At 66.0% G+C, this 24,009-nt stretch carries 16 protein-coding genes; 10 read left to right on the top strand and 6 right to left on the bottom strand.

Going from position 1 to position 24,009, the window contains the following annotated elements:
- Positions 1-10: 10 nt before the first annotated feature.
- The 3 genes from nagA to EEB18_RS22075 all read right to left on the bottom strand — a co-directional run bounded on the left by nagA (position 11) and on the right by EEB18_RS22075 (position 3,389).
- Entirely contained in the window at positions 11-1,177 is a 1,167-nt protein-coding gene (gene nagA, locus EEB18_RS22085; RefSeq protein WP_187138825.1) for an N-acetylglucosamine-6-phosphate deacetylase, read from the bottom strand.
- The gene (locus tag EEB18_RS22080; RefSeq protein ID WP_187138824.1) at positions 1,174-2,211 is read right to left on the bottom strand and encodes an SIS domain-containing protein; all 1,038 of its coding nucleotides are present in this window, start codon (positions 2,209-2,211) and stop codon (positions 1,174-1,176) included. Before EEB18_RS22080 ends, nagA begins: the two co-directional genes overlap by 4 nt.
- 101 nt (positions 2,212-2,312) lie before the next feature.
- Positions 2,313-3,389 carry an acyltransferase family protein gene (locus tag EEB18_RS22075; protein WP_187138823.1) on the bottom strand — a complete coding sequence of 359 codons (1,077 nt, stop codon included), beginning with the start codon at positions 3,387-3,389 and terminating at the stop codon, positions 2,313-2,315.
- A gap of 184 nt (positions 3,390-3,573) precedes the next feature.
- Here EEB18_RS22075 and EEB18_RS22070 point away from each other — a divergent pair, with 184 nt between their 5' ends.
- The 4 genes from EEB18_RS22070 to EEB18_RS22055 all read left to right on the top strand — a co-directional run bounded on the left by EEB18_RS22070 (position 3,574) and on the right by EEB18_RS22055 (position 11,300).
- On the top strand, positions 3,574-6,783 hold the full coding sequence (locus EEB18_RS22070; protein WP_187138822.1) for a TonB-dependent receptor: 3,210 nt from the start codon (positions 3,574-3,576) through the stop codon (positions 6,781-6,783).
- A gap of 64 nt (positions 6,784-6,847) precedes the next feature.
- Entirely contained in the window at positions 6,848-8,356 is a 1,509-nt protein-coding gene (locus tag EEB18_RS22065; RefSeq protein WP_187138821.1) for a tryptophan halogenase family protein, read from the top strand.
- On the top strand, positions 8,353-9,810 hold the full coding sequence (locus EEB18_RS22060) for a tryptophan 7-halogenase (RefSeq protein WP_187669050.1): 1,458 nt from the start codon (positions 8,353-8,355) through the stop codon (positions 9,808-9,810). Before EEB18_RS22065 ends, EEB18_RS22060 begins: the two co-directional genes overlap by 4 nt.
- The gene (locus EEB18_RS22055; RefSeq protein WP_187138819.1) at positions 9,807-11,300 is read left to right on the top strand and encodes a tryptophan halogenase family protein; all 1,494 of its coding nucleotides are present in this window, start codon (positions 9,807-9,809) and stop codon (positions 11,298-11,300) included. Before EEB18_RS22060 ends, EEB18_RS22055 begins: the two co-directional genes overlap by 4 nt.
- On the opposite strand, the gene EEB18_RS22050 is transcribed toward EEB18_RS22055, so the two are convergent.
- Both EEB18_RS22050 and EEB18_RS22045 read right to left on the bottom strand, forming a co-directional pair.
- Positions 11,286-12,026, bottom strand: a complete 741-nt coding sequence (locus EEB18_RS22050; protein ID WP_056348551.1) for a GntR family transcriptional regulator — start codon at positions 12,024-12,026, stop codon at positions 11,286-11,288. The two genes, EEB18_RS22055 and EEB18_RS22050, sit on opposite strands and share 15 nt — an antisense overlap.
- Positions 12,027-12,120: 94 nt before the next feature.
- Positions 12,121-13,167: a glycosyl hydrolase family 18 protein gene (locus tag EEB18_RS22045; protein WP_187138818.1), complete on the bottom strand. Its 1,047-nt coding sequence runs from the start codon at positions 13,165-13,167 to the stop codon at positions 12,121-12,123.
- 100 nt (positions 13,168-13,267) lie between these two features.
- Between EEB18_RS22045 and EEB18_RS22040 the strand changes: the two genes are divergently transcribed.
- Positions 13,268-15,832, top strand: a complete 2,565-nt coding sequence (locus EEB18_RS22040) for a family 20 glycosylhydrolase (protein ID WP_262408039.1) — start codon at positions 13,268-13,270, stop codon at positions 15,830-15,832.
- A 150-nt stretch (positions 15,833-15,982) separates the two neighbouring features.
- Positions 15,983-17,005 (top strand): cupin-like domain-containing protein, encoded by a 1,023-nt coding sequence (locus tag EEB18_RS22035; protein WP_262408038.1) that lies wholly within the window; start codon positions 15,983-15,985, stop codon positions 17,003-17,005.
- A 132-nt stretch (positions 17,006-17,137) separates the two neighbouring features.
- Here EEB18_RS22035 and EEB18_RS22030 read toward each other — a convergent pair whose 3' ends face one another.
- Entirely contained in the window at positions 17,138-18,127 is a 990-nt protein-coding gene (locus tag EEB18_RS22030; RefSeq protein ID WP_187138816.1) for an AraC family transcriptional regulator, read from the bottom strand.
- 101 nt (positions 18,128-18,228) lie between these two features.
- Between EEB18_RS22030 and EEB18_RS22025 the strand changes: the two genes are divergently transcribed.
- The 4 genes from EEB18_RS22025 to EEB18_RS22010 all read left to right on the top strand — a co-directional run bounded on the left by EEB18_RS22025 (position 18,229) and on the right by EEB18_RS22010 (position 23,958).
- Entirely contained in the window at positions 18,229-19,725 is a 1,497-nt protein-coding gene (locus EEB18_RS22025) for a 4-hydroxyphenylacetate 3-hydroxylase family protein (protein ID WP_187138815.1), read from the top strand.
- 27 nt (positions 19,726-19,752) lie between these two features.
- Complete coding sequence (locus EEB18_RS22020; protein ID WP_187138814.1) at positions 19,753-20,433, top strand: alpha/beta fold hydrolase; 681 nt, start codon at positions 19,753-19,755, stop codon at positions 20,431-20,433.
- A complete protein-coding gene (locus tag EEB18_RS22015) occupies positions 20,430-20,876 on the top strand; it encodes an acyl-CoA thioesterase (protein WP_187138813.1) in 447 nt (148 codons plus the stop codon). The genes EEB18_RS22020 and EEB18_RS22015 overlap by 4 nt, the downstream gene beginning before the upstream one ends.
- 658 nt (positions 20,877-21,534) lie before the next feature.
- On the top strand, positions 21,535-23,958 hold the full coding sequence (locus EEB18_RS22010) for a TonB-dependent receptor (protein ID WP_187138812.1): 2,424 nt from the start codon (positions 21,535-21,537) through the stop codon (positions 23,956-23,958).
- Positions 23,959-24,009 lie beyond the last annotated feature (51 nt).

The raw sequence follows: 24,009 nt of genomic DNA, 5'->3' as shown, positions 1-24,009 counted from the left end.
TTCCTCAACTTTACTGGGCGGCCTGGACAAAGGCCGATGCGGTATCGGTGACGGAAGCGCCGCCGATCCATGTCTCGCGCGGCGCGAGCGCCTTGTCGAGCCACACGAAATCGGCACGGCGCCCCGGCGCGATCGCGCCATGGCTCGCCGACAGCGACAGGAAGGCGGCGGGCGTCGCGCTCGCCATCGTCGCGGCCTCGGGCACCGATAAGCCGGTGACCTCGACCGTCTTGCGCAGCGCCGACGCCATGTCGAGGTGGGTGCCCGCGAGCGTGCCGTCCTCGAAGATGCAGACGCCGTCCTTCACCGCGATGCGCTTGCCCTGCAGCGTGAATTCGCTGTCATCGGTGCCGACGCTCGGCATCGCGTCGGTGACCAGCATCAGCCGGTCGACGCCCTTCGCCTTCACCGCCAGCCGCACGACCGCGGGGTGGAGGTGGACGTCGTCGACGATCAGCCCGCAATAACAGTCCGAATCGAACGCCGCGCCGACCGCGCCGGGGTCGCGGTGGTGCAGCGGCGACATCGCATTGAACAAATGGGTGAAGCCGCTCAGTCCGGCGGCGATCGCGCGCTGCGCCTCGTCATAGGTGGCGTCGCTGTGCCCCGCGCTGACGATTACGTCATGCGCGACCAGCGTGCGGATATCCTCGTCGTCGCACAGTTCGGGGGCGAGCGTCAGCATCACCTTGCCGCGGCGCGGCGCGGTGAGCAGCGCCAGCGTCTCGGCATCGAGCTTGCGGATGCGATGCGCCTCGTGGATGCCGCGCTTCACCTCGTTGATGAACGGCCCTTCGATATGGATGCCGATAACGCCGGGCACGCCCGCGTCGATCGCATGGTCGACCGCGGTCAGCGCGGCGGCGATCTGCTCGGCGGTGTCGCTGATCAGTGTCGGCAGGAAGGCGGTGGTGCCGAAGCGGACATGCGCCGCCCCGATCGCGGCGATCGATTCGACGTCGACATGGTCGTTGAACAATATGCCGCCGCCGCCATTGACCTGCGTATCGACGAAGCCGGGCAGCAGCCAGCCGCCCTCCAGGTCGATCACGGCATCGGCGCGCGCACTGCCGGCGGCCGAGACGGCGGTGATGACGCCGTCGGCGACGGCGATGTCCGCCGCGCCGACGGCGCCACCGGGCTGTGCGACCCAGCCATTCTGAAAGCGAAGGATCATAGGGTCTCGGTAACCTTGTTGAGGTGCGGGGGCGAGTCGGGGTCGCGGCCGCGCGCGACCGCGAGCGCGCTCGCCATGCGGTAAAAGCTCTGGATCAGCAGGATCGGTTCGATCGCCGGGTGCGCGGGCAGCGCGGGCAGGTCGCCGCCCGCCGGATCGGCGAGCAGCACCGTCGCGCCGCGCCCGCGAAACTCCGCCGCCGCCTCGCGCACGCTCTCCGCCGCGCGGTCGCTGCCGCCGAACGCCAGCACATGGAACGTGTCGCCGACGATCGCCATCGGCCCGTGCCGCACTTCGGCGGCGCTGAAACTCTCGGCATGGAGCGACGAGGTCTCCTTGAACTTGAGCGCGGCTTCCTGCGCGACGCCATAACCATAGCCGCGGCCGAGCACGAACAGGTTCGTCGCATCGGCAAAAGCCGCGACCGCGGGCGACCAGTCGAGCGCGAAGGCGCGTTCGAGCTGGCCGGGCAGCGTATCGAGCGCGTCTTCCAGCGCGTCATCCTGCGCCCAGGCGGCGACGAGCGCGGCGATCGCGGCGAGCGACGCGATATAGGATTTGGTCGCCGCGACCGATTTTTCGGGGCTGGCCTTGAGCGCGATCACGACGTCGGCGAGCGCACACAGCGGCGCGTCCTCGGCGTTGAGCAGCGCGACGACATAGGCGCCGGCGCGCTTCTGCTGTTCGACCGCGGCGAGCAGGTCGGGGCTCTGGCCCGACTGCGAGATCGCAAGGCACAGCCTTTTGCCCGCCAGCGTCGGCCCGTCATAGAGCGACGCGACCGACAGCGCCGCCGACGCGGTCGGGGTGCCGGTCATCGTTTCGATAAGATATTTGGCGTAGGTCGCGGCATGGTCCGACGATCCGCGCGCGCAGGTGACGACCGCCGCGGGCGGATCGGCGCGCAACCGTTCGCCGATCGCGGCAAAGGCCCGCGCATTGGCGGCGAGCATCGCCGCGACCGCGGCGGCGGCCTCGCCGGCCTCGCTTTCCATCAGCGTCCGCCCCGTTTTCAGCGCCTCTTGCAGCGTCATGCTTCCTACCGTCTCCGACTCGCGCCGGGGTCCTCGTTCGCCCCGATACTATTGGTACTATATAGGTTATATATATCGCATCAACTTGTATCTTTCGCCGATCAGATTTTTACGAACCACCGCTTGCGTCGCAGCCATTCCATCGCCCCCCAGATGAGCAGCATATAAAGCAGCACCGGGATCAGCGACGCGACCGGATCGCCCAGCATCGCCCGCGTCGCGCGGAACGGCGCGAGCAGCAGGTCCCATGTCACCACCCCCGCGGTCACCTGATGCAGCGTATAGGCGGCGATCGCATTGGCCCCGAACGCCAGCATCGCGGTCGCGGCGATCCCCGGTGTCCGGCCCTCGCGATCAAGGATATGGTGGAGCAGTGCGAGCGCGAGGATCGTGATGCCGCTGGTCACCAGCACGAACGGGCTCGACCAAATGTCCTTGACGATCGGAAAGGCGAAGCTCCACACCCCGCCCGCCGCCAGCATCGCCGCGCCGGTCAGCGCCAGCGGCCGCGTCGCGGGTCCGGCGCGGCGGATCAGCATTTCGCCCACCGCGACCCCGATCAGCCCCTGCGCGATCGCCGGCAGCGTCCCCAATATCCCCTCGGGATCATAGCCTTCGGGGCCTTGCACATAAAGATGCGTGCCCAGGAACAGCCGGTCGACCGAGGCGATGAAATTATGCCCGCGCACCCAGATATCGGTCGCCGGCCCGTCGAGCGACGGCAGCAGCGCGAGCGGCCAGTAAAGCGCGAGAACCGCGACGATCATCGCCAGCCGCGCCCGCGGGCCGACGCCTAGGAACAGCAAGGCGCACGCCGCATAGACCAGTCCGATTCGCTGCAGCACTCCGAACAACCGCCACTCGCCCGACGCAAAGCTCATGAACCAATAGAGGTTGCTGAGCAGGAAGCCGAGCAGCAGCAATCGCCCCGCGCGCGACAATATGCGCCCCGTCTGCGGTGCACCGCCCGCGCGCAGCGAAAAGGGAATCGCGATCCCCACCATCGTCAGGAATCCCGGAAAGACCAGGTCGGCGAGGGTCAGCCCGTCCCAGCTGACGTGCAGCAGGATCGGCGCGACATCGGCCTCGGCGCCATATTTCATCGCCGCCGCCGAATTGACGAGGATCATCCCCGCCACGGTCAGGCCGCGCAACACGTCGAGCGAAATCAGGCGCATGGCTGTGCCTCCCCTTGGTCGCCGCGCCCCCGCGGGCGGCTTCTCGACACTGCCACAAATTTGCCATGGACAGCGCGTCAGATTTGTAGTCTATTGGTAATAGTCCAATGACGCAATTGGTCTTATCGAGATTGTTGGGAAGGCAATCTGGACCGGACCACCGGACGATGATGGGGGATATAATATGGTTCATGGGCCTGCAAAAGCTTTGGGGCGCCGCAATGCGCTGATGCGCGGTGTCTGCGCCGCCGCACTGGTGGGCGCGATCACGCTGCCTGCCGCGGCGCAGGACGCACCGGCCAGCGAGGAAAATGCCGACGACATCGTCGTCACCGGCATCCGCGCCAACCTCGAATCGGCACAGAACCGCAAGCGCAACGCCGACACGGTGGTTGATTCGATCACCGCCGAGGATATCGGCTCCTTCCCCGACAAATCGGTTGCCGAAGCCTTGCAGCGCGTCCCCGGCATCACCGTCATCCGGTTCGCCGGCACCGACGACACCTCGCACTTCTCCGCCGAACCCTCGGGCGTGATCGTGCGCGGCCTCAACCAGGTCCGGTCGGAATTCAACGGCCGCGACACCTTCAGCGCCAACTCGTCGCGCGGCCTGTCCTGGCAGGACATCTCGCCCGAACTGCTCGGCGGCATCGATACCTACAAGAACCAGACCGCCGACATGATCGAGGGCGGCATCGCGGGCACCGTCAACCTGCGCACGCGCGTGCCTTTCGACCAGGACGGCCGCCTGATCTCGATCTCGATCAAGAACACCTATGGCGACATCGCCCGCAAATCGACGCCCGAATTCTCGGGCATCATTTCGGACCGCTGGCAGACCGGCATCGGCGAGATCGGCCTGATGATCAACGGCGCCTATTCGCACGCGAAGACCGCGAGCCAAGGCATCCAGTTCGAACGCATGGGCATTTTCGACGGCGTGTTCGGCCCGGGCAAGCAATATATCCCCAGCGGCATCTTCATGCGCGAGAATGAATATGACCGTAAACGCTATGGCGCCGCGGCGGCGTTCCAGTGGCGCTCGAACGACGAGACGATGGAGCTTACCGGGCAGTATAACCGCTCGCAATATAACAACAGCTGGCGTGAATATGCGGTCTTCTCGTCGACCTTCTACGGCGACCTCTATGGCCAGCCGAGCGACTATGAGTTCGGTGACGCCACATTCATCAGTCCGCTTGAAGGCACCGCGCCCTTCGCCTTCGATTCAGACGGCAATTTCCAGAGCGGCTGGTGGTCGTATATCCGACCCTATGTCGGCGACAACCCAGGCGACGAGCGCGGGCTGGGCCTGAACGAGGATGGCGAGGCCTTCTTCAACCGCTGTTATGCGTGGGAAGGCTGCGCTAACCAGCGCCGGGCGCCACAGGTGGACACCGCCGCCAACGCACTGAAGAACAAGCAGATTACCCAGGATTTTGGTCTGAACTTCCGCTGGGACGTCTCCGATCGCGTGCGGCTGACGCTCGACGGGCAATATGTCGACGCCAGCGTCAGTAATTATAACGCGTCGGTCACCTCGCGCAGCTTCGCCAACACCTATGTCGATCTGACGGGCAAATATCCGACCCTCACCTTCACCCCCACGACGGCGGACAATATCAACCTGTCGGCCGGCGGCCTGACCAATCCGAACAATTATTTCTTCTATTCGGTTACCGACCACACCGAGGACAGCGACGGCAAGGAAATCGCGCTGAAGGCGGATCTGGAATATGAGGTCGATTCGGGCTGGCTCAGCGCGATCAAGGTCGGCGCTCGCTATGCCGACCGCGATCAGACGGTGCGGTGGGGCGCTTATAACTGGGCGAATATCTCGAACACCTGGACCTACACCCAGGCGCCCTATTTCAACACCGACAGCCCCGCCTATCCCGCGGGTTCGACGGCGATCCACAGCTTCGGCAAGGACTTCTTCGCGGGCAACCAGCTGAACCAGCATTCGTTCGTCTTCTTCAACATGGACCGGCTGGTGAACCGCGAGGAACTCGCGGCGACGCTCGGCCGGCCGACGATCGGCGTCGGCGAATATTTCCCCGTCTGTTCGAACCAGGGCTATCGCGCCGGCGAAACGATCACCGGCGACTATGGCTGCTATCTGCCCAGCGAAGTGCTGAAGGTGGGTGAGCGCACGATGTCGGCCTATGCGATGGCCAAGTTCGGCGGCGACAGCCTGAGCATCGGCAATGTCGGCATTTCGGGCAACCTCGGCGTACGCCTCATCTGGACGCGCAACGACACGGCGGGTGCGACGACCTTCGCCAACCCGTTCACCCCGACCCAATTGTCCTGCGAGCGTGCCGTCGTCGACGGCCGTCCCACCGCGACCTCGGGCTGCGTCGTGACCGCGAGCGAGATCGCGTTCAACAATGGTGCGACCGTGGCCGACGCCACCAAGGCCAATCATTTCCACGCCTTGCCTAGCTTCAACGTCAAGTTCGACCTGACCGACAAGCTGGTGTCGCGCTTCGCCTATTCGCGCGCGATGTCGCGCCCCGATTTCGGGCTGTTGCGCAACTTCCTGACGATCAACCGTCTGTCGCCCAACCTCAACGATTTCTCCGACCCCAATGTGACGCGCAACGCAGCGAATGAGGCGATCGCCTATGACTGGCAATATACCGGCAAGTCGGGGAACCCGAACCTCAAGCCGATGACCGCAGACCAGTTCGACCTGACGCTGGAATATTATTTCGGCCGGTCGAGCTCGTTCACCGCCACGGGTTTCTACAAGAAATTCTACAATTATATCCAGGCGGGCCAGTTCAGCCTGCAAATCACCAACGGCGGCGTGACCGAGACGGTTCGGCTCGATCGCCCGGTCAACGGCGATGGTGCGAAGATCTACGGCGCCGAATTCGCCTTCCAGACCTTCTTCGACTTCCTGCCCGCACCGCTCGACGGCTTCGGGGTCCAGGCGAACTACACCTATGTGAAGAACAACGGCATCGAAACGGTCAACCTGACCAACGAGACCGCTGGCGGCACCGCAGGCGGCGGCATCACCTATGAGGACAGCACGGTCAAACCGAACGCGCTCGAGGGGATTTCGAAGCACAGCTACAATCTCGTCGGCATGTATGAAAAGGGTCCGATTTCGGCGCGTGTCGCCTATAACTGGCGCTCCAAATATCTGGTGACCGCGATCGACTGCTGCGTCGGCTTGCCGATCTGGCAGCAGGCGACGGGCTATCTCGATGCCTCCGTGCGCCTCCGTGCCACAAAGAACATCGAATTCATCCTCGAAGGGACGAACCTGCTCGGCACCGATACCGTGCTGTTCCAGCAGGTCGATTCGACCGGGCTGCTCAAACCGAACGCCTGGTTCAAGAACGACCGGCGCTACCAGGTCGGTGCGCGCCTGACCTTCTAAAAGCGGGGGCCGGCGCCGGACCGAAAGGGCTGGCGCCGGTATCCGGCGCGGTTAGTGTGAGGCGATGGACGAGGGGCTTTTCAATCTGGTGATCGTCGGCGGCGGGACCGCCGGCTGGATGTGCGCCGCAGCCTGCGCCGCCAAGCTCGATCGCTCGCGTTTCCGCGTCCGCCTGATCGAATCCGAGGAAATCGGCACGGTCGGCGTCGGCGAGGCGACGCTCCCGCAAATGAAGGATTTCAACGACTTCCTCGGGCTCGACGAGGTCGAGTTCATGAAAGCGACGCAGGCAAGCTTCAAACTCGGCATCGAATTCGTCAATTGGGGGCGGCAGGGCGACCGCTATGTCCATCCCTTCGGCACCTTTGGCCGCCCGATCGGCGAGGCCGATTTTTTCAGCTATTGGGTGCGCGGCCGCAACGCCGGCGTTGCGGCGCCGCTCTCGGACTATTGTTTCCCGATCGTCGCCGCGCTGCAGAACCGCTTCATGCTGCCGAACGGCGATCCGAACGACGTCCGCAACGCTTTCGCCTATGCCTATCACCTCGATGCCTTCCTCTATGCGGGCTATTTGCGCGGCTGGGCCGAAGCGCGCGGGATCGAGCGCGTCGAGGGCCGGATCGTCGATGTCGCGCGCGATGCTAACAGTGGCAACATCGCGTCGGTGACGCTCGCCTCGGGGACCAGCGTCGCGGGCGACATGTTCGTCGACTGCTCGGGCTTCCGCTCGTTGTTGCTCGGCGGAACGCTTGGCGTCGACCTCGACGACTGGTCGAAATGGCTGCCGTGTGACAGCGCCGCGGCGGTGCCGTCGGTGCGTTCGCCCGACTTCACCCCCTATACGCGCTCGACCCGGCGCAAGGCGGGCTGGCAATGGCGCATCCCGCTCCAGCACCGCACCGGAAACGGCTATGTCTATGCCAGCAAAGACATTTCCGACGACGAAGCGGCGGCGACCCTGCTCGCCAACCTCGACGGAGAGGCGCTCGCTGAACCGCGCGTGCTTCGGTTCAAGGCCGGCAAGCGCGACCAGGCATGGGCGCATAATGTCGTCGGCATGGGACTCGCGGGCGGCTTCCTCGAACCGCTCGAATCGACGAGCATCTATCTCGTGCAGATGGCGACCATGCACATGTTAACATTGTTACCATCGCGCGATGGCATCGACCCGGCGCTGCCCGCCGAGTTCAATCGCGTGATGGACGTCGAATATGACCGGATCCGCGATTTCCTGATCCTCCACTATATCGCCAACGACGCCGACGCGCCCTTGTGGGAACAGGTGACGACGATGGCGGTCCCCGACACGCTGGCCGGCAAGATCGACCGCTTTCGCCAGCGCGCTTTTGTCCAGGCCTATCGCGACGGGCTGTTCGGCCCGCCGAGCTGGCAGGCGGTGTTCGTGGGGCAGGGGATCGTGCCCCACGCCGCCGACCGGCTCGCCGACACGCTCCCCGACGATCTTCTCGCCGATCGGCTCGGCAATCTGGCCGCGACGATCGCGCATGGCGCGAAGTCGGCGCCGTCCCACGCCGACTTCGTTGCCTCCTACTGCCCGGCGCCCGCGCCTTGAGCGGCGCGGTGCAGCGGGTTGCCGTTTATGGCGGCGGCGTCGCGGCCGCGATGGCGGCGCTCGCGATCGCCCGCGCTTTTGCGCGGCTCGGGACCGAAGTGACCTGGGTCGACACCCGGGAGGCGCCGCCCCCGCACGCCGCGCTGGTGGCGCCGCCCGACCTGGCAACCTTCCACCGCCTGCTCGGCATCGACGAAGCGGCGCTGGCCAGACAGGCCGCCGCGACCTTCAACATGGGACAGCAATATGCCGGCTGGTCGGGCGGCGAGACTGCCTTCCTCCATGCCTATGGCGATGCCGGGACACCCTATGCCTCGCTGCCCTTCGTCCAGCACTGGGCCCGCGCGCGCGCCGCCGGCTTGCGTGTCGGGCTCGAGGATTTCTGCCTCGCCGCCGCCGCCGCCAAGGAAGGCCGCACCGGCGAGCGCGGCGAAGCGAGCGGGCAGGCGGTCAAGCGCGGCTGGCACCTCGACGCCGCCGGTTACGCCCGGCTGCTGCGCGACGCCTGCGAAAAGGCGGGGGTGCGGATCGTGCCGGGACGCGACGCCGTGCCTGAACGCGACGGGATGAGGCTTGCCGCGCTGACACTCGCCGACGGGCAGCGCATCGACGCCGACCTTTTCGTTGATGCCGATGGCGTCCTGATCTCCATGCTCGATCCCGGCGGGGCAGAACGAGAAGCGCTCCTCTGCGACCGCGTCCTGCGGGCATCGGGTGCGCCCTTCGATCCGCTGCCGCTGTATAGTCGCACCGCCGCGCATCCGGCGGGCTGGACCACGCTGATCCCGCTTGCCGACCGTACCGCGGTCGAGTTCTTCTACGACGGCGCGGGTCTGTCCGACGCCGATGCCCGCGCGGCGCTGGCCGCGATGATCGGCCGTTCCGTCGAGGGCGCGTCCGAACCGGTCGGCGCGGCGACGCGGGCGCGGCTGTGGGTCGGCAATGTCGTCGCCATCGGCCGCGCCGCGGGCGACGCGCCGCCGCTCGACGGCGCCAACCTGCTCCTCCTCCAACTCGCGATCGCGCAGCTCGTCCTGCTCTGGCCGCTCGATCGCGCCGCGATGCCCGAGGCCGAGATCTATAACGAGGAAATCGGCGGTGGCCGGGCGCGGGTGCGCGACTTCACCGCGCAGCATTTCCGCCTCAATAGCCGCCCCGAACCCTTTTGGGCCGCCGCCCGCGCGGCACCGGTCTCGTCCGAACTCGCGTCGAAGATCGATCTCTTCGCCGCGCGCGGCATGTTCGCGCATTACAACCACGAGGCGCATGTCGAGGACGGCTGGGCGCTCGTCATGGCAGGCCATGGCGTCGTCCCGCGCGGCTTTGATCCGCAGGCGCTGCAGGTCGACGACCCTGCGCTGATGGCCGAATTTCAGCGCCAGCTGCGCGCCGTCGCCGCCGACGTGCGCGCGATGGACACCCACGCCGACGCGCTGCGGCGGCTCTGGGCATGAGCGCGCGCACGCGCCCCGTCCGCCGCATCGTCATCGTCGGCGGCGGCAGCGCCGGCTGGATGACCGCCGCAGCCCTCGGCCGCGCGCTCGCCGGGCAGGGGCAGGCGATCACCCTCGTCGAAAGCGAAACGATCGGCACCGTCGGGGTCGGCGAGGCGACCGTCCCGCCGATCCACGAATTCAACCGCTATCTGCGCATCGAGCCTGCCGACTTCCTCCGCGCGACGCACGGCACGATCAAGCTCGGCATCGCGTTCGATGGCTGGGGCGGCGCGGACAACAGCTATTTCCACCCCTTCGGCTATCTGGGCGTCGAGATGAGCGGCATCCATTTCCACCACTATTGGCTGCGTCACATCGCCGCGGGCGGCGATCCCGATCATGGCCCGTACAACCTCGAAACCATGGCGGCGCGCGCCGGCCGTTTCGTCCCCGCGACGCGCCACGGCCCCGTCCACCACGCGGTGCATTTCGACGCCGCCGCCTACGCCCGTTTCCTGCGCACCTATGCCGAGGACAAGGGCGTCGTCCGCGTCGAGGGCAAGGTTGCCGACGTCACCCTCGACCCCGAGGACGGTTATATCGAAGCGCTCACCCTCGACGACGGCCGCCGCATCGAAGGCGACCTGTTCATCGACTGCTCGGGTTTCCGTGGCCTGCTGATCGAGGGTGCGCTCGCCACCGGCTACACCGACTGGAACCACTGGCTCCCCTGCGACAGCGCGGTCGCGATGCCCACCGAGCGCAGCGGCGACCCGCCGCCTTTCACCCGCTCGACCGCACGCGCGGCGGGTTGGCAATGGCGCATCCCGCTCCAGCACCGCGACGGCAACGGCTATGTCTATTCGAGCGCGCATCTCGGCCATGACGCCGCCGAGACGGCGCTCCGCGCCAACCTCCCCGGCGCCCCGCTCGCCGACGCCAATCGGCTGCGCTTCACCGCCGGGCACCGCAAGCTGATCTGGAATCGCAACTGCGTCGCGATCGGCCTCGCCGGCGGGTTCCTCGAACCGCTCGAATCGACCTCGATCCACCTGATCCAGACGACGATCATCCGGCTGCTCGCGCTGCTGCCGCGCGACGGTTTCGACCCGCATGTCGTCGCGCGCTTCAACCGCGACGCGCTCCACGAATATGCGACGATCCGCGACTTCGTGATCGCCCATTATGCGACCGCGAACCGCGACGACACGCCCTTCTGGCGCGACGTCGCCGCCGCCGGCGTTCCCGACAGCCTCGCCGAAAGGATCGAGGCGTATCGCGCCACCGGCAATATATTGTTCGAACCCGGCGACCTGTTCGGCCCGACCAACTGGTATGCGGTGCTCACGGGGCAGGGGGTGCGGCCCAAAAGCTGGCACCCGATCGCCGACGGCCTCTCGCCCGAAGACCTCTCCGCCCGCCTCGCTACCCTGCGCGGCCGCGTCGCCGAACAGCTATCCGAACTGCCGCCGCACAGCGAGTTTCTGCGCCGCCTATCCGCCGTTTAGCTCGGCGACGACGTCATAAGCGTCGCCGCGATAATAGCTTTGGGTATATTCGGCGGTGCGCCCGTCGGACAGGAAACCGCGCCGCTCGATGAACAGCCCCGGCGTCCCCGGCTCGATCCCCAGCACCTCGGCCTGCTCGGCGGTAAAGGCGATCGCGCGCAGCCGCTGCAACGCGCGCACCGGCAGATGCCCGGCGGCCTCGAGCGCCTCGTACAGCGAATTGCCCACCGCTTCGACCGACGGCAGGCAGTAAGCCGGGATGGTCGCCTGTTCGAGCGCCATCGACGTGTCGTCGGCATAGCGGATGCGGTGGAATCGATAGACCAGCGACCCCGGCGACAGCCCCAGCGACAGCGCTTCCTCGGGGGTCACCGTGCCCTCGGTCTTGCTCACCCATTTGCTGTACGGCCGCCGCCCGCGCGAAATCATGTCCTCGGAAAAGCTGGTCAGCTTCGAAAAACTCTTCTCGACCCGCGGCCGGGTGACGAAGGTGCCGGCGCCGCGCCGCCGCGTGACGATGCCGTCGGCGACCAGCCCGTCGATCGCCTTGCGCACCGTGATGCGCGACACGTCGAATTCCTCGGCCAGGTCGCGCTCGGTCGGGATCGCCTCCTCGGCCTTGACGATCTGCCCCTCGATCGCGTCGCGCAATATCTTCTGCAATTGCAGGTAGAGCGGGGTTGGGTCCGCCTTCTGGAGCGGACCCAGACGATCGATCAGCGACACGCACGATACCTTTTCGAACAGGCGCGCGGGCAATAGGACCAGTGCGCCCGCCCCATGTGTTGCATTGGTATCGTCGCGTCAACCTCGTTGCGACCTATTCGCGCGACAATCCGCGCCCGATCGCCCGGGTCAGCGCATGATCGGGGCTGTCCTGCGACAATTCCCACACCATCACGCCGCCCGCCTTTTCCGCCGCAAGTCGCGCCTTCGCCGCGATCGTCGCCGGACCATTGTGGGTGATGTAGCGGCAACCCGCACAGCGATCGCCGATGACATCGGCTTTGGTAGCGTCCAGCCCCTTGCTTGCGGCAAGGTCGCGATAGGACCAATTGGCCGTCTCGCCGCCGAACCCGTAGCCGTAAAAAGGCACGCCGAGCACCAGCCGCTCGCGCGCCACCCCGCGCGCCAGCCACAGGTCGAGGTCGCGTTTCGCCATCGCCAGCGGCGCATGTTCGTCGCCCGACTGGCCCCAACTCGGCCCGATCGCGTCATAGGACATCACATTGACCAGATCGAAATAACGGATCGACGAAATCGGGATCATCCCGCCCTCATAGGATGCGGTGGCACAGGTCAGCAGCTTGCCGCGCGCCTTCAGCGCCGCCGACAGGTCGGCGATGAACGGCGTATAATTGCCCGCCTTGTCGATCTCGGTCAGCAGCGCCCCTTCGATGTCGATGTCGATCCCGTCGAGGTTCAGCGTTTCGGCGAGCTCGACGAGCGCCGCCACCGTCGCCGCGCTCCGCTTGGGCGCCAGCAACGCCCGCCAGTCGCCCGAACAGCCGGGGATCACGCCCCCGGCGGTCGACAACAGCACCTTTCCGCCCGCCGCGTGCAACCGCGCCACCGCCGCACGCAAGGCATCGACGCGCATGGCCGCGCCATTCTCGTCGCCCATGCAGGTCATGCGCCCGTCGCGGACGAAAGCGCCTCCGGCATCGGGATTGGCGAAGGAGAGGTTGTAGTGGGTGAAGGACGACAGGTCGGTCCGTTCGATCGACAGGTCGAGGCCCTTGAACGCCGCGAGATAGCCGACCACAACCGGACGATCGGTCGCGGAGGCGGTCGATGCCGACGACAATACTAATGTAAAACCAATCAGGATCGCCGCGATGCGCCAAAAAGCCGACAATCCTGCCATGTCACGCCTATCCCTTTTGAAAGCGCCCCATTTGAAGCGCATTGACCATTGGGAAACTACATGACAAATTAGATACAACTTGTCGAGCGGGAGAGCGGATATGCGGATGATGGCCAGGGCGATGACGACCGCGGCGATGGTGGCGGCGCTGCCGATGGCGCCCGCGGCGTTCGCGAACGAAGCCCCCGCGCAGGCGGCGTTCGACCGCTTCGCCGATACGCTCGGCTACCGGCTGACGATGGTCGACAACCGTCCGGCGTGCCCGACGGGAATCGACGCCTGTTTCCTCTCGACGATCACGCTGACGCTGCCCGACACGGTCCCCGCCGACCTTCACAGCCTCTCGCTCTACTTCAGCTTCGTCAACCGCCTCCCCGTCGTCGAAAGCGACATCTTCGACCATCGCCTGATCAACGGCGACCTCCAGCAATTGACCCTCAAGCCCGGGGTCACGCTGAAACCCGGGTCGACGCATAAGATCAAATTATGGGGCGTCGGCGCCAATTTCTCAAAGGCGTTCGGCATGCCCAACGCCTATCTGGTCGCCGACGGGGTGCGGGCGCGCACGATCGCCGCGACGCGGCCCGTCATCGACCCCGAAACCGGCCTCGAAATCCTGCCTTTCGTCGCGCCGATGACCGATGAGGCGCGGCTCGCGACCAAGAGCGACGCCGACAAGACGCGCTGGCTGCTCCCCGAACGCGCCTTCGCGCTGCAGGCCGACCGTCAGGCCCCCGCCGCGACCGGCGTCGTTATCCTGCCCAAACCGGCCAGGGCGGTGCAGGGCAAGGGCAAGCCCGTCGACCTCGGCGGCGGTATCGCGCTGACGCTCGACGGCACCGATCGCAGCGCTCTCGCGCCCGCCCTGTCCGCGCTGGCGGCGGCGGGGGTGGGTGAGGGCGGCAAGCTGCCGCTCACCATCCGCATCGGCGCCCCCTCGCTCGCGCCCGAAGCCTATGTCCTCGACGTCGCTGCATCCGGCGTCACGATCAGCGCGCATGACGCGGCGGGGGCAAGTCATGCGCTGCGCTCGCTCGCGCAACAGGCGGCGTTCGAACAGGGCAAGCTCAAGCCGCTCCATGTCGAGGACGCGCCCGAATATGGCTTTCGCGGGCTGCACCTCGACCTCGGGCGCAATTTTCACGGCCGCGACGAGATTTTGAAGCTCGTCGAGGCGATGGCTGCGTTCAAGCTCAACAAGCTTCACCTTCACCTTGCAGAGGATGAGGGGTGGCGGATCGAAATCCCGGCGCTGCCCGAACTCGCCGAAATCGGCTCGAAACGCTGCCACGACCCCGAGGAAAAGACCTGCATCCTGCCGCAGCTCGGCGCCGGTCCCGACGGGACGAGCGGGGTCAACGGCTATCTCAGCGTCGCCGACTATGTCGCGATCGTGCAGGCGGCGGCGGCGCGCCAGATCGAGGTGATCCCGTCGATCGATATGCCGGGACACAGCCGCGCCGCGATCAAGGCGATGGAACTCCGCCACGCGCGGCTGGCGGCTGCGGGCAAGACCGCCGAGGCCGACGCCTATCGCCTGATCGACCCGGCCGACACCACCGCATATCGCAGCATCCAGAATTACGACGACAACACGCTCAACGTCTGCCTGCCCGCGACCTATCGCTTCGTCGACACCGTCGTCGACGCGCTCGCCGCCATGCACCGCCAGGCGGGAACGCCGCTCAAGACCTTCCACCTCGGCGCCGACGAAACCGCGGGCGCCTGGGTGAAATCGCCCGCCTGCGCCGCGATGATCGCCGAAAATGGCGGCGATCCGGGTAAACTGACCCCGCGCTTCATCGAACGCGTCAGCGCCAGCCTTGCCGCCAAGGGATTGCGCGCCGGCGGTTGGAGCGACGGCATGGGGCACACCGATGCCGCCAACATGCCGAAGGATTCGCAGACCAACATCTGGGGCGTTCTCCACACCGGCGCGATCCGCGAGGCGCACGACCAGCTCAATCGCGGCTGGAACGTCATATTGTCGATCCCCGACCTCGGTTATTTCGACATGCCCTATGCGCCGCATCCCGACGAAGGCGGTTACGACTGGGCCTCGCGCGGCGTCGACGAATATCAGGTCTTCGGCTTCATGCCGGACAATCTGCCCGCCAATGCCGCGACGATCCGCAACATCTATGCCGAGGGCAAGCCGATCGACGATGCCCCGACGCTCCAGCCCGGCCACCGCGTCGCCGGGGTGCAGGCGCAATTGTGGAGCGAGACGATCCGCACCGACGGCCAGGTCGACTATATGCTCTTCCCGCGCCTGCTCGCGCTCGCCGAACGCGGCTGGGCGCCCGCGCCCTGGACGCCGGCCTATCAAGCGGGGGCGGCCTATGAATGGGGCGACAGCCGTGTCGATCGGGCAAAGCTGAAAACGGGCTGGCAGGATTTTGCCGGCCGCGCTGCGGCGCAATTCCCGCTGCTCGACCGCATCGGCGTCGCCTATCGCGTCGCCCCGCCGGGCGCACGCATCGCCGCGGGCAAGCTCGAAGCGAACAGCGTCTATCCCGGCACGACCATCGAATATCGGGTCGGTGGAGGCGCCTGGACGCGCTATGCGGGACCGGTCGCGGTCAGCGGCGCGGTCGACCTCCGCACCCGCTCGACCGACGGCAAGCGCGCCAGCCGCACGGTTCGTGTCGAACCCGGGCGGTAAGCATCGGCGCGCTCGACCTGCCTGCGTCTCGCCTATCTATGCGCCGCCCCCTCATCCCGTTCGTGTCGAGCGAAGTCGAGACACGCTTGGGACCCGCAAGGCTTCGGGGTGTCTCGACTTCGCTCGACACGAACGGCTAGATTGATGTCCGTGAGCACCGAAACGGAAAAGACGATCGACGAAGTTGACGGCGCTAACTTGGCGGCGATTGATGCTGCCATCGCCGCCGCCGCGCGCCCTTTCGTCATGCGCGGTCTCGCGTCCCACTGGCCCGCCGTCGCAGCCGCAGGGCAGGGCGACCAGGCCATCGCCGCCTATCTGGCGGCGCGCGACAATGGCAAACCGCTGACAGTGCTGGTCGGCCCGCCAGAAACCGGCGGGCGCTATTTCTACACCGACGACATGCGCGGGGTGAATTTCCGCAGCGAGAAGATGCCGATGGCGACGCTCGTCGAACGGCTCCTCGCGATCCGCGGCGATCCCGCGGGACCCACGCTTTACGCCGGATCGACCCCGACCCCCGACAGCCTGTCCAGCTTCGCCGCCGAAAACCCGCTCGGCATCGATGTGCAGGGCGTCGATCCGCGCATCTGGGTCGGAAACGCCAGCCGCATCGCGCCGCATTACGACATGGCGTCGAACATCGCGGTCGTCGTCGCGGGCCGCCGCCGCTTCTCGCTCTTCCCGCCCGAGCAGATTTCGAACCTCTATGTCGGCCCGGTCGAGCGCACCATTGCCGGCCAGCCGACGAGCATGGTCGACCCCGACCATCCCGACCTCGACCGTTATCCGCTTTATGCCGACGCCGAACGGCACAAGCTGATCGCCGATCTCCTACCCGGCGACGCGCTCTTCATGCCGCCGATGTGGTGGCACCATGTCCGCTCGACCGGCGCGCTCAATGTGCTGGTCAACTACTGGTTCGGTCAGCGCACCGACCGCTTCCCCTTCGCCGCGCTGATGCTCGCGATGCACTCGATCCGCGAACTGCCCGACGCCGAACGTGAAGCGTGGCGCACCTGGTTCGACCATTATGTCTTCGGCGAGGGGGCAGGGCAGGCGGTCGCGCATCTTCCGCTCCACGCGCAAGGCGTCCTCGGTCCGCCGTCGCCCCAGCGCGACCGGATGATCATCGACTATGTCATCGGCATGTGCCGGGGCGGGGGGAGCTGAGCCGAGGGAAAAGTCGTCGCCCCCGCGAAGGCGGGGGCCGCTATCGTTTTGCGCAGCGCTCGTTGAGCAAGGCGGCCAGTGGCCCCCGCCTTCGCGGGGGCGACGGGTTAAGCAACGCCGCTGTCCACCCCATCACCCACCAGCCCGCCAAGCCGAAGGCGACCGTCCCGTCCACTGCCGGAACGCGCGCGTAAAGCTCCGCGCCTCGGCATAACCCAGCATTTCGGCGATCGCCTCGACCGTCGCATTGCCGCTGGTCAGCAGCCGCATCGCCTTGTCGCGCCGCACATTCTCGCGGATCGTCGCCAGCGTCATGCCCTCCGCGCGGAGCAGGCGGCGCAGCTTGTGCGGCGACAGCCCGGTCGCCACCGCCAGTTCCTCCAGCGTCAGATCGGGGCTGCGCGTCAGATACTGCCGCACCCGCCGCGCGACGCTCGCATCGCTCGCGGGGATCGTCATGATGTCGAGCGGCGCCGCCGCGATCATCGCCTCCAGTTCGTCCCGCGTGCGCTGGATCGGTGCGTGCAGCGCGTGTCCGTCCATCAGTATTCGCCGCGCCGCGCCGTCGAAGCGATGACGGCACGGGAAGAGATATTTGAACTCCTCGAAATAGGCTTGCGGACGCGGATAATCGAACTCGGCCGCCAGCAGCGAAATCGTCTCGCCTGCCAGCCAGCAGGCGAGCCGGTGCCAGATGATCAGCCAGAATTCGCCGAAATAATGGTCGGGATCGAGATCGGGCCGGTCGAAGCGCACCTCGACCTCAAGCCCCGCCGCAGTCGCCCGCACGCCCGTGGCGATCCCCGCATCGAGTAGGTTGTAGAACCGCGCTGCTCGCGACAGCCCGTCGGCGACGTCGGCCCCCTCCAGCGCCAGTTCGCACGCGAAGGCGAAGCTCCCCGGCCGCACCCGCCGCGCGGTATGGCCCATAAACTCGTCATCCAGCGCCGCCCAGATATTGCGCACCAGCAGCGCCATCGCCTCGGCCGACCCGCGCCACCCCGGCGCCGCGAAATCGGCGGGGTCGAGTCCGGTCCCGAGGGTCAGGTCGCGCGCCCGCTTGCCCGCGCGCTCGGCGCCCTTCGTGCAGATCTGAAAATAATAGCCGTCGATCGTCGCCATGATGGCTGCGCATTATGGTGAGTTTTCCTCGCCTGTCATGCCCTGTTTTGACACCCCGCCTCCGCGATATGCGTGAAGATAGACAAAATGGGAGACTGCACATGACCATCCACCCCCGCGAAGAAAGTGCCGCCGACCGCTGGGCGCGCTTCGCCCCGATCGTCACCGGTGACGACTATGTCGACTCGCTCCGGAACCGCGGCGTCGAGGTCTGGCTGTTCGGCGAGCGCGTCGCGGAACCCGTCGACCACCCGATCATCCGCCCCTCGATCAACGCGCTCAAAATGACCTATGACCTCGCGGTCGCCGACCCCGAGCTCGCGACCGCGCACAGCGACCTGATCGACGCGCCGGTCAACCGCTTCCTCCACATCGTCGGCTCGCCGCAAGACCTCGTCATGAAGAACCGCATGCAGCGCAAGATGGGCCAGCTCACCGGCACCTGCTTCCAGCGCTGCGCCGGGCTCGACACGATCAGCGTCCTCCACTCGATCACATACGACATCGATGCGAAGCACGGCACGCCCTACCACCAGCGCTACCTCGACTTCATGCGCCACGCTCAGCGCGCGAATATCATCATCGGCGCGGGCATGACCGACCCCAAGGGCGATCGATCGAAACGCCCGCACGAACAGGCCGATCCCGACATGTTCCTGCACGTCGTCAAGCGCACCGACGCGGGCGTGTACGTCACCGGCGCCAAGGCGCACATGACCGGCGGGCTCAACTCGCACTGGATCTGCGTGATGCCGACGATGAACATGGGCGAGGCCGACCGCGACTTCGCGATCGTCGGTCTGGTGCCGGGCGATGCGGTGGGCCTCACCTACATCTATGGCCGCCAGTCGTGCGACACCCGCGCGATGGAGGCGGGCGACATCGACCAGGGCAATGCGCGCTTCGGCGGGCAGGAAACGCTCGTCGTCTTCGACAATGTCTTCATCCCGCACGAACATGTGCTGATGGACGGCGAATATGAATTCGCGCAGGACATGGTCGCGCGCTTCACGTCGTACCATCGCGCGAGTTACGTCTGCAAAACCGGGCTCGGCGACGTGATGGTCGGTGCCGCGGCGCAAGTCGCCGATTACAACGGCGCCGAGGCGGCGAGCCATATCAAGGACAAGCTCGTCGAGATGACGCACCTCAACGAGACCATCTATTCCTCCGCCATCGCATCGAGCCATGAGGCGAAACAGCTGCCGTCGGGCATCTTCATGAACGACGCGATGCTCGCCAATGTGTGCAAGCATAATGTGACGCGCTTCCCTTACGAGATTTCGCGCCTCGCGCAGGATCTTGCCGGCGGCATCATGGTGACGATGCCTTCGGATGCGGACTTCAAGAACGAGACGATCGGCCCGATCCTAGAGAAATATATGAAGGGCAAACACAATGTCCCGGTCGAATATCGCCAGCGCATCCTGCGGCTGATCGAGAATATGACGCTGGGCCGCAACGCGGTCGGTTATCTCACCGAATCGATGCACGGCGCGGGGTCGCCGCAAGCCCAGCGCATCCAGATCTTGCGCGGCATGGATGTCGAAACCAAGAAAGGTTTCGCGCGCGACCTTGCGGGAATCGTCGAGGAATAGCAGCATCGACGCGAGAGGAGAGGGCGGGTGGATGCACCGGTAATCGCGATCTGCGGCATCGCCACCGATGCGGCGAGTTGGCAAGGCATGCCTGTCGATCGCATCTTCGTGCCGCGCGGCGCCTCGGTCGAGGCGATGGCCGAGGCCATCCTCGCCGACCTGCCCGACCGCTTTGCGCTCTGCGGTCATTCGATGGGCGGCTATGTCGCACTGGAACTCGCCGCGCGTGTCCCCGAACGGCTGACGGGCTTTGCGATGCTCAGCAGCGCCTGCACCGCCGACAGCGACGAAGCCAGGGCAGGGCGGCAAGCGGCAATCATGCAGGCGCGCGACGACTTTGGCCTGCTGGCGGACCGTCTCGCCCGCGCGATGTTGTCGCGCACCAGCCGCGCCGATGCCGAGTTGCTCGCCGACATACATGCGATGCTCTTGCGCTGCGGCGCCGAACGCTTCGCCGAGCAGCAGGCGGCGGCCTCGACGCGCGTCGACCGGTGCGGCCTGCTGGCCGGCATCGCCGGTCCGGCGCTGGTTCTTGCGGGCGAGGACGATGCTATCGTCTCTCCCGATCGTTCGCGCGACATGGCGGCCGCTTTGCCCGATGCCGTGCTGCACATGATTCCCGTGTGCGGTCACGTCCCCCAGCGCGAGGTACCCGAAGCGACCCATGCCGCGCTGATGGCGTGGCGCGACCGATTGGAAACGCGATGAAACCGACGCCGCCCCGCCTCGATCCCGGTTCCTACCCGCTGCACAAGGCGGTGCCGATCCGCTTTTCCGACATCGACATGTTCCGCCACCTCAACAATGTCGCAACCGGGCAATTTTATGAGGAAGCGCGCTTCGAACTGCTCGCCGAAGCGCGGGTGCAGGTCGCCAAGGAAGACAGTCCGGCGCTGGTGATCGCTAATGTCGACACCGCCTTTCTGGGACAGGCGCGCTACCCCGGCACCATCGACGTCGCGACCGGCATCGTCCGCGTCGGCGAGCGTTCGCTCGTCATCGGGCAGGGGCTGTTCGTCGGCGGCAAATGCATCGGCTGCGCCGACAGCGTCGTCGTCTCGACCGGACCCGCAGGTCCGGTTCCGCTTCCAGCCCCGATCAACGAATATCTGTCGCTGCTGCTGCTGTCCGGCGGCGGCGATCCGGCCTGACGAGCGTCGATCCGCTCGCGGACGGGAATGGACGCGATGCTGGCATGACCGGTCTGAAAGACCTCGGTTCATCGTCTCAAAGATTTTCTTTGCCGCAAAAACCGCGGTCCGCCATTGACGACTCCAATATCAATTTTTTAAGTTGAGATTGTCACTCGGAGCTGGTCGAGACGGGTGACGGGCTCTCCCGCTCCTCTTCGACCCGCGGCTTTTGAACGGGAAAGCAGCTTGCTCCGCGTTACCAACGGCTAAAGCGCGTGATGCTCGGGCGACAGCGCCAGGCATTGCGTTCCCCCAGAAGGGGTATTGCGATGCGCATGTGTAGTATCATCATCTAGACCTTCGCCCTTCCTGTGCGCGGGATAGCGGACCACCGCATCCCCTCCGCGCGGCGGCGCCTTTCTTTCATCGTGGCCGATATCCCTCACGCGAGGGCTCACGGTCCAGCGTCCGGCGCCTGCGCGTCGGCGACAGGTGAAACCATGCCTTTGCTGACCCAATCCGACCTGTCGGATCTGGCTCGCTATCCTGCGTCCCTGCGCAGCGCGGCTCGCGCTTTGTGGGGCGACGGTCTGGCGAGCGGAGGATCCGGCGCGGCGCATAGCGCCCATCTCAAACACATCAAAAAGGGGGCGGGAACGCCGCCCGGGGACAAAATATGACGACGAAATTCTCTCCCGACCACCGGCTCAAATTGTTGCTCGGCGCCGCCGTGGCATGGCACGCGGTGCCCGCCGCGGCCACCGAAGCCGCCACCGACGCCGCGACCATCATCGATGGTGAAGCCTCGGCCGAAGCGGCCGGCGACAGCTATGACGGCAGCGAAATCATCGTCTCGGCGCGCCGCCGCGACGAAAGCGCGCAGAACGTCCCGATCGCGCTGTCGGTCGTGGGCGCGGAAACACTCGAGAAGACCGGCAATTACACGCTGACCCAGGTCCAGCAACTCGTGCCGAGCCTGCAGGTGTTCAGCTTCAACCCGCGCAACACCAACATCAATATCCGCGGCCTCGGCAGCAATGTCGCGCTCACCAACGACGGGCTGGAGAACGGCGTCGGTTTCTATATCGACAATGTCTATTACGGCCGCGTCGGTCAGTCGCAGTTCGACCTCGTCGATCTTCAGCAGATCGAGGTTTTGCGCGGACCGCAGGGAACGTTGTTCGGCAAGAACACCACCTCGGGCGCGATCAACATCACGTCGCGCAAGCCGAGCTTCGACCCCGAATTCTCGGGCGAGGCGAGCGTCGGCGATTATGGCTATTATCAGCTGCGTGCTTCGGCCTCGGGTCCGATCGTCCAGGATCTGCTCGCGATCCGGGTCAGCGGCTCGGCGACCGAACGGCGCGGGTTTCTCTACAACGATACCCAGAATGAACGCGCGCAGGATTATTCGAACTGGAGCTTGCGCGGGCAATTGCTCTTCACGCCCTCGTCCGATGTCGAGGTGCGGATCATCGGCGACTTCGCGCGCCAGAAGCAGAACCATGTGCTCAACGTCTTCGCCGATTATTTCGGCACTTATGACAATGGCGCCGCGATCCCGAACAATTTCGCGCAGCGTGCGGCGCGCTTTCCCGGCTACACTTTCCCGACCATCGATCCCTTCGCGCGGCGCGGCGAGGCGAACAGCCATTATCAGTCGAACATGGACGGCTATGGCGTGTCGGGGCAGGTCGACTGGGATATTGGCGGCGCCAAGCTGACGTCGATCACGGCCTATCGCTGGTGGGACTGGAACCCCGCCAACGACGGCGACTCGACGTCGCTGCCGGTCATCACCAAGGCGCAGCAGGCGAACCGGCAGCGTCAGTTCAGCCAGGAAGTCCGTCTCGCATCGGACAGCACCGGCCCGATCAACTATGTCGTCGGCGCCTATTATTTCTGGCAGGTGATCCGTGGCAAGGGCGCGACGGCCTATGGGCCGGCCGCGGCGTTATGGAACCGGCCGCCGGCATCGCCCTTCTCGCTCGCCACGTGGGAAGCGGCGGTCAACGGGTTCGAGGCGAATTCGACCTCCGACCCGCGTACCAAAAGCTATGCGCTGTTCGGCCAACTCGACTGGAAGTTCACCGATCGCCTGACGCTGACCGCAGGGCTTCGCTATACGCGTGAAAAGAAGAGCGGATCCTTTCATCAATATCATGTTGCGGGCGTCGACCTGTCGACCTTGCCCGCCGATATCGCGCGCGACGCTGCCATCCTGCGGACCCAGTTCAATCCCGTCACCGACTATTCGACGAGCTTCAGCGACAACAGCGTGTCGGGCCTCGCGACGCTGTCATGGCAGTTCTCCGACGACGCGCTTGGCTATGCGACCTATTCGCGCGGCAACAAGTCCGGTGGGCTCAACCTGACCAGCCTGCCCGTCGGGGTCGATCCCAATGTCTCGTCGGAAAAGGTCGACAGTTACGAAATCGGGGTCAAGACCCAGTGGCTCAATCGTGCGGTAACCTTCAACCTCGCGGGTTTCTGGACCGAGATCAGCGATTACCAGACCGCGATCACCGAGCAGATCGGAAGCACCGTCAATTTCCGTCAATATATCGCCAATATTCCCGGCGTCCGTTCGCGCGGGGTCGAGGCCGATCTGGTCGCGGCGCCGACCGATCGCATCAGCTTCTATGCGTCGGCCGCCTACGCCGATACGACCTATAGCGATTATCCGAACGCACCGCAGGCGCCCGAAAGGCTCAACCTCAGCGGCAAGCAGGACCTGACCGGCGAGCAACTGCCCGGCGTGCCCAAATTCACCTATACGCTGGGCGGCGACGCGTCAGCACCGCTCGGCGCGCTCGGTGGACGCGACCTGTCGCTCTACGCCCACGCCGATTACTCGCACCGCTCGACCTTCAATACTTCGTCGAGCGACAGCCGCTATGCCGATGTCCCCGGGTTCGGCATCGCCAATGCGCGTATCGGCATCCGCACCGACGACGGGTTGTTCGACCTGTCGATCTGGGCGCGCAACCTGTTCGACAAGGATTATTTCCAGACCTTGTCGGCGCAGAACACCGGCATCGTCACCGCGCTGATCGGCGAACCGCGCACCATCGGCGCGACGCTGCGGACGAAGCTGTGATCTGCGCCGCCCCTTCCCGAAATTCGCCGAAGGCCCCGACCGGTTCCGCCC

Source organism: Sphingopyxis sp. OPL5 (assembly GCF_003797775.2).
GTDB lineage: Bacteria > Pseudomonadota > Alphaproteobacteria > Sphingomonadales > Sphingomonadaceae > Sphingopyxis.
This window is presented reverse-complemented; position numbering and strand designations above follow the sequence as displayed.

Coding starts and splice junctions, on each gene's coding strand:
- nagA (WP_187138825.1), bottom strand. CDS start 1,177: ATGATCCTTCGCTTTCAGAATGGCTGGGTCGCACAGCCCGGTGGCGCC.
- EEB18_RS22080 (WP_187138824.1), bottom strand. CDS start 2,211: ATGACGCTGCAAGAGGCGCTGAAAACGGGGCGGACGCTGATGGAAAGC.
- EEB18_RS22075 (WP_187138823.1), bottom strand. CDS start 3,389: ATGCGCCTGATTTCGCTCGACGTGTTGCGCGGCCTGACCGTGGCGGGG.
- EEB18_RS22070 (WP_187138822.1), top strand. CDS start 3,574: ATGGTTCATGGGCCTGCAAAAGCTTTGGGGCGCCGCAATGCGCTGATG.
- EEB18_RS22065 (WP_187138821.1), top strand. CDS start 6,848: ATGGACGAGGGGCTTTTCAATCTGGTGATCGTCGGCGGCGGGACCGCC.
- EEB18_RS22055 (WP_187138819.1), top strand. CDS start 9,807: ATGAGCGCGCGCACGCGCCCCGTCCGCCGCATCGTCATCGTCGGCGGC.
- EEB18_RS22045 (WP_187138818.1), bottom strand. CDS start 13,167: ATGGCAGGATTGTCGGCTTTTTGGCGCATCGCGGCGATCCTGATTGGT.
- EEB18_RS22040 (WP_262408039.1), top strand. CDS start 13,268: ATGCGGATGATGGCCAGGGCGATGACGACCGCGGCGATGGTGGCGGCG.
- EEB18_RS22030 (WP_187138816.1), bottom strand. CDS start 18,127: ATGGCGACGATCGACGGCTATTATTTTCAGATCTGCACGAAGGGCGCC.
- EEB18_RS22025 (WP_187138815.1), top strand. CDS start 18,229: ATGACCATCCACCCCCGCGAAGAAAGTGCCGCCGACCGCTGGGCGCGC.
- EEB18_RS22015 (WP_187138813.1), top strand. CDS start 20,430: ATGAAACCGACGCCGCCCCGCCTCGATCCCGGTTCCTACCCGCTGCAC.
- EEB18_RS22010 (WP_187138812.1), top strand. CDS start 21,535: ATGACGACGAAATTCTCTCCCGACCACCGGCTCAAATTGTTGCTCGGC.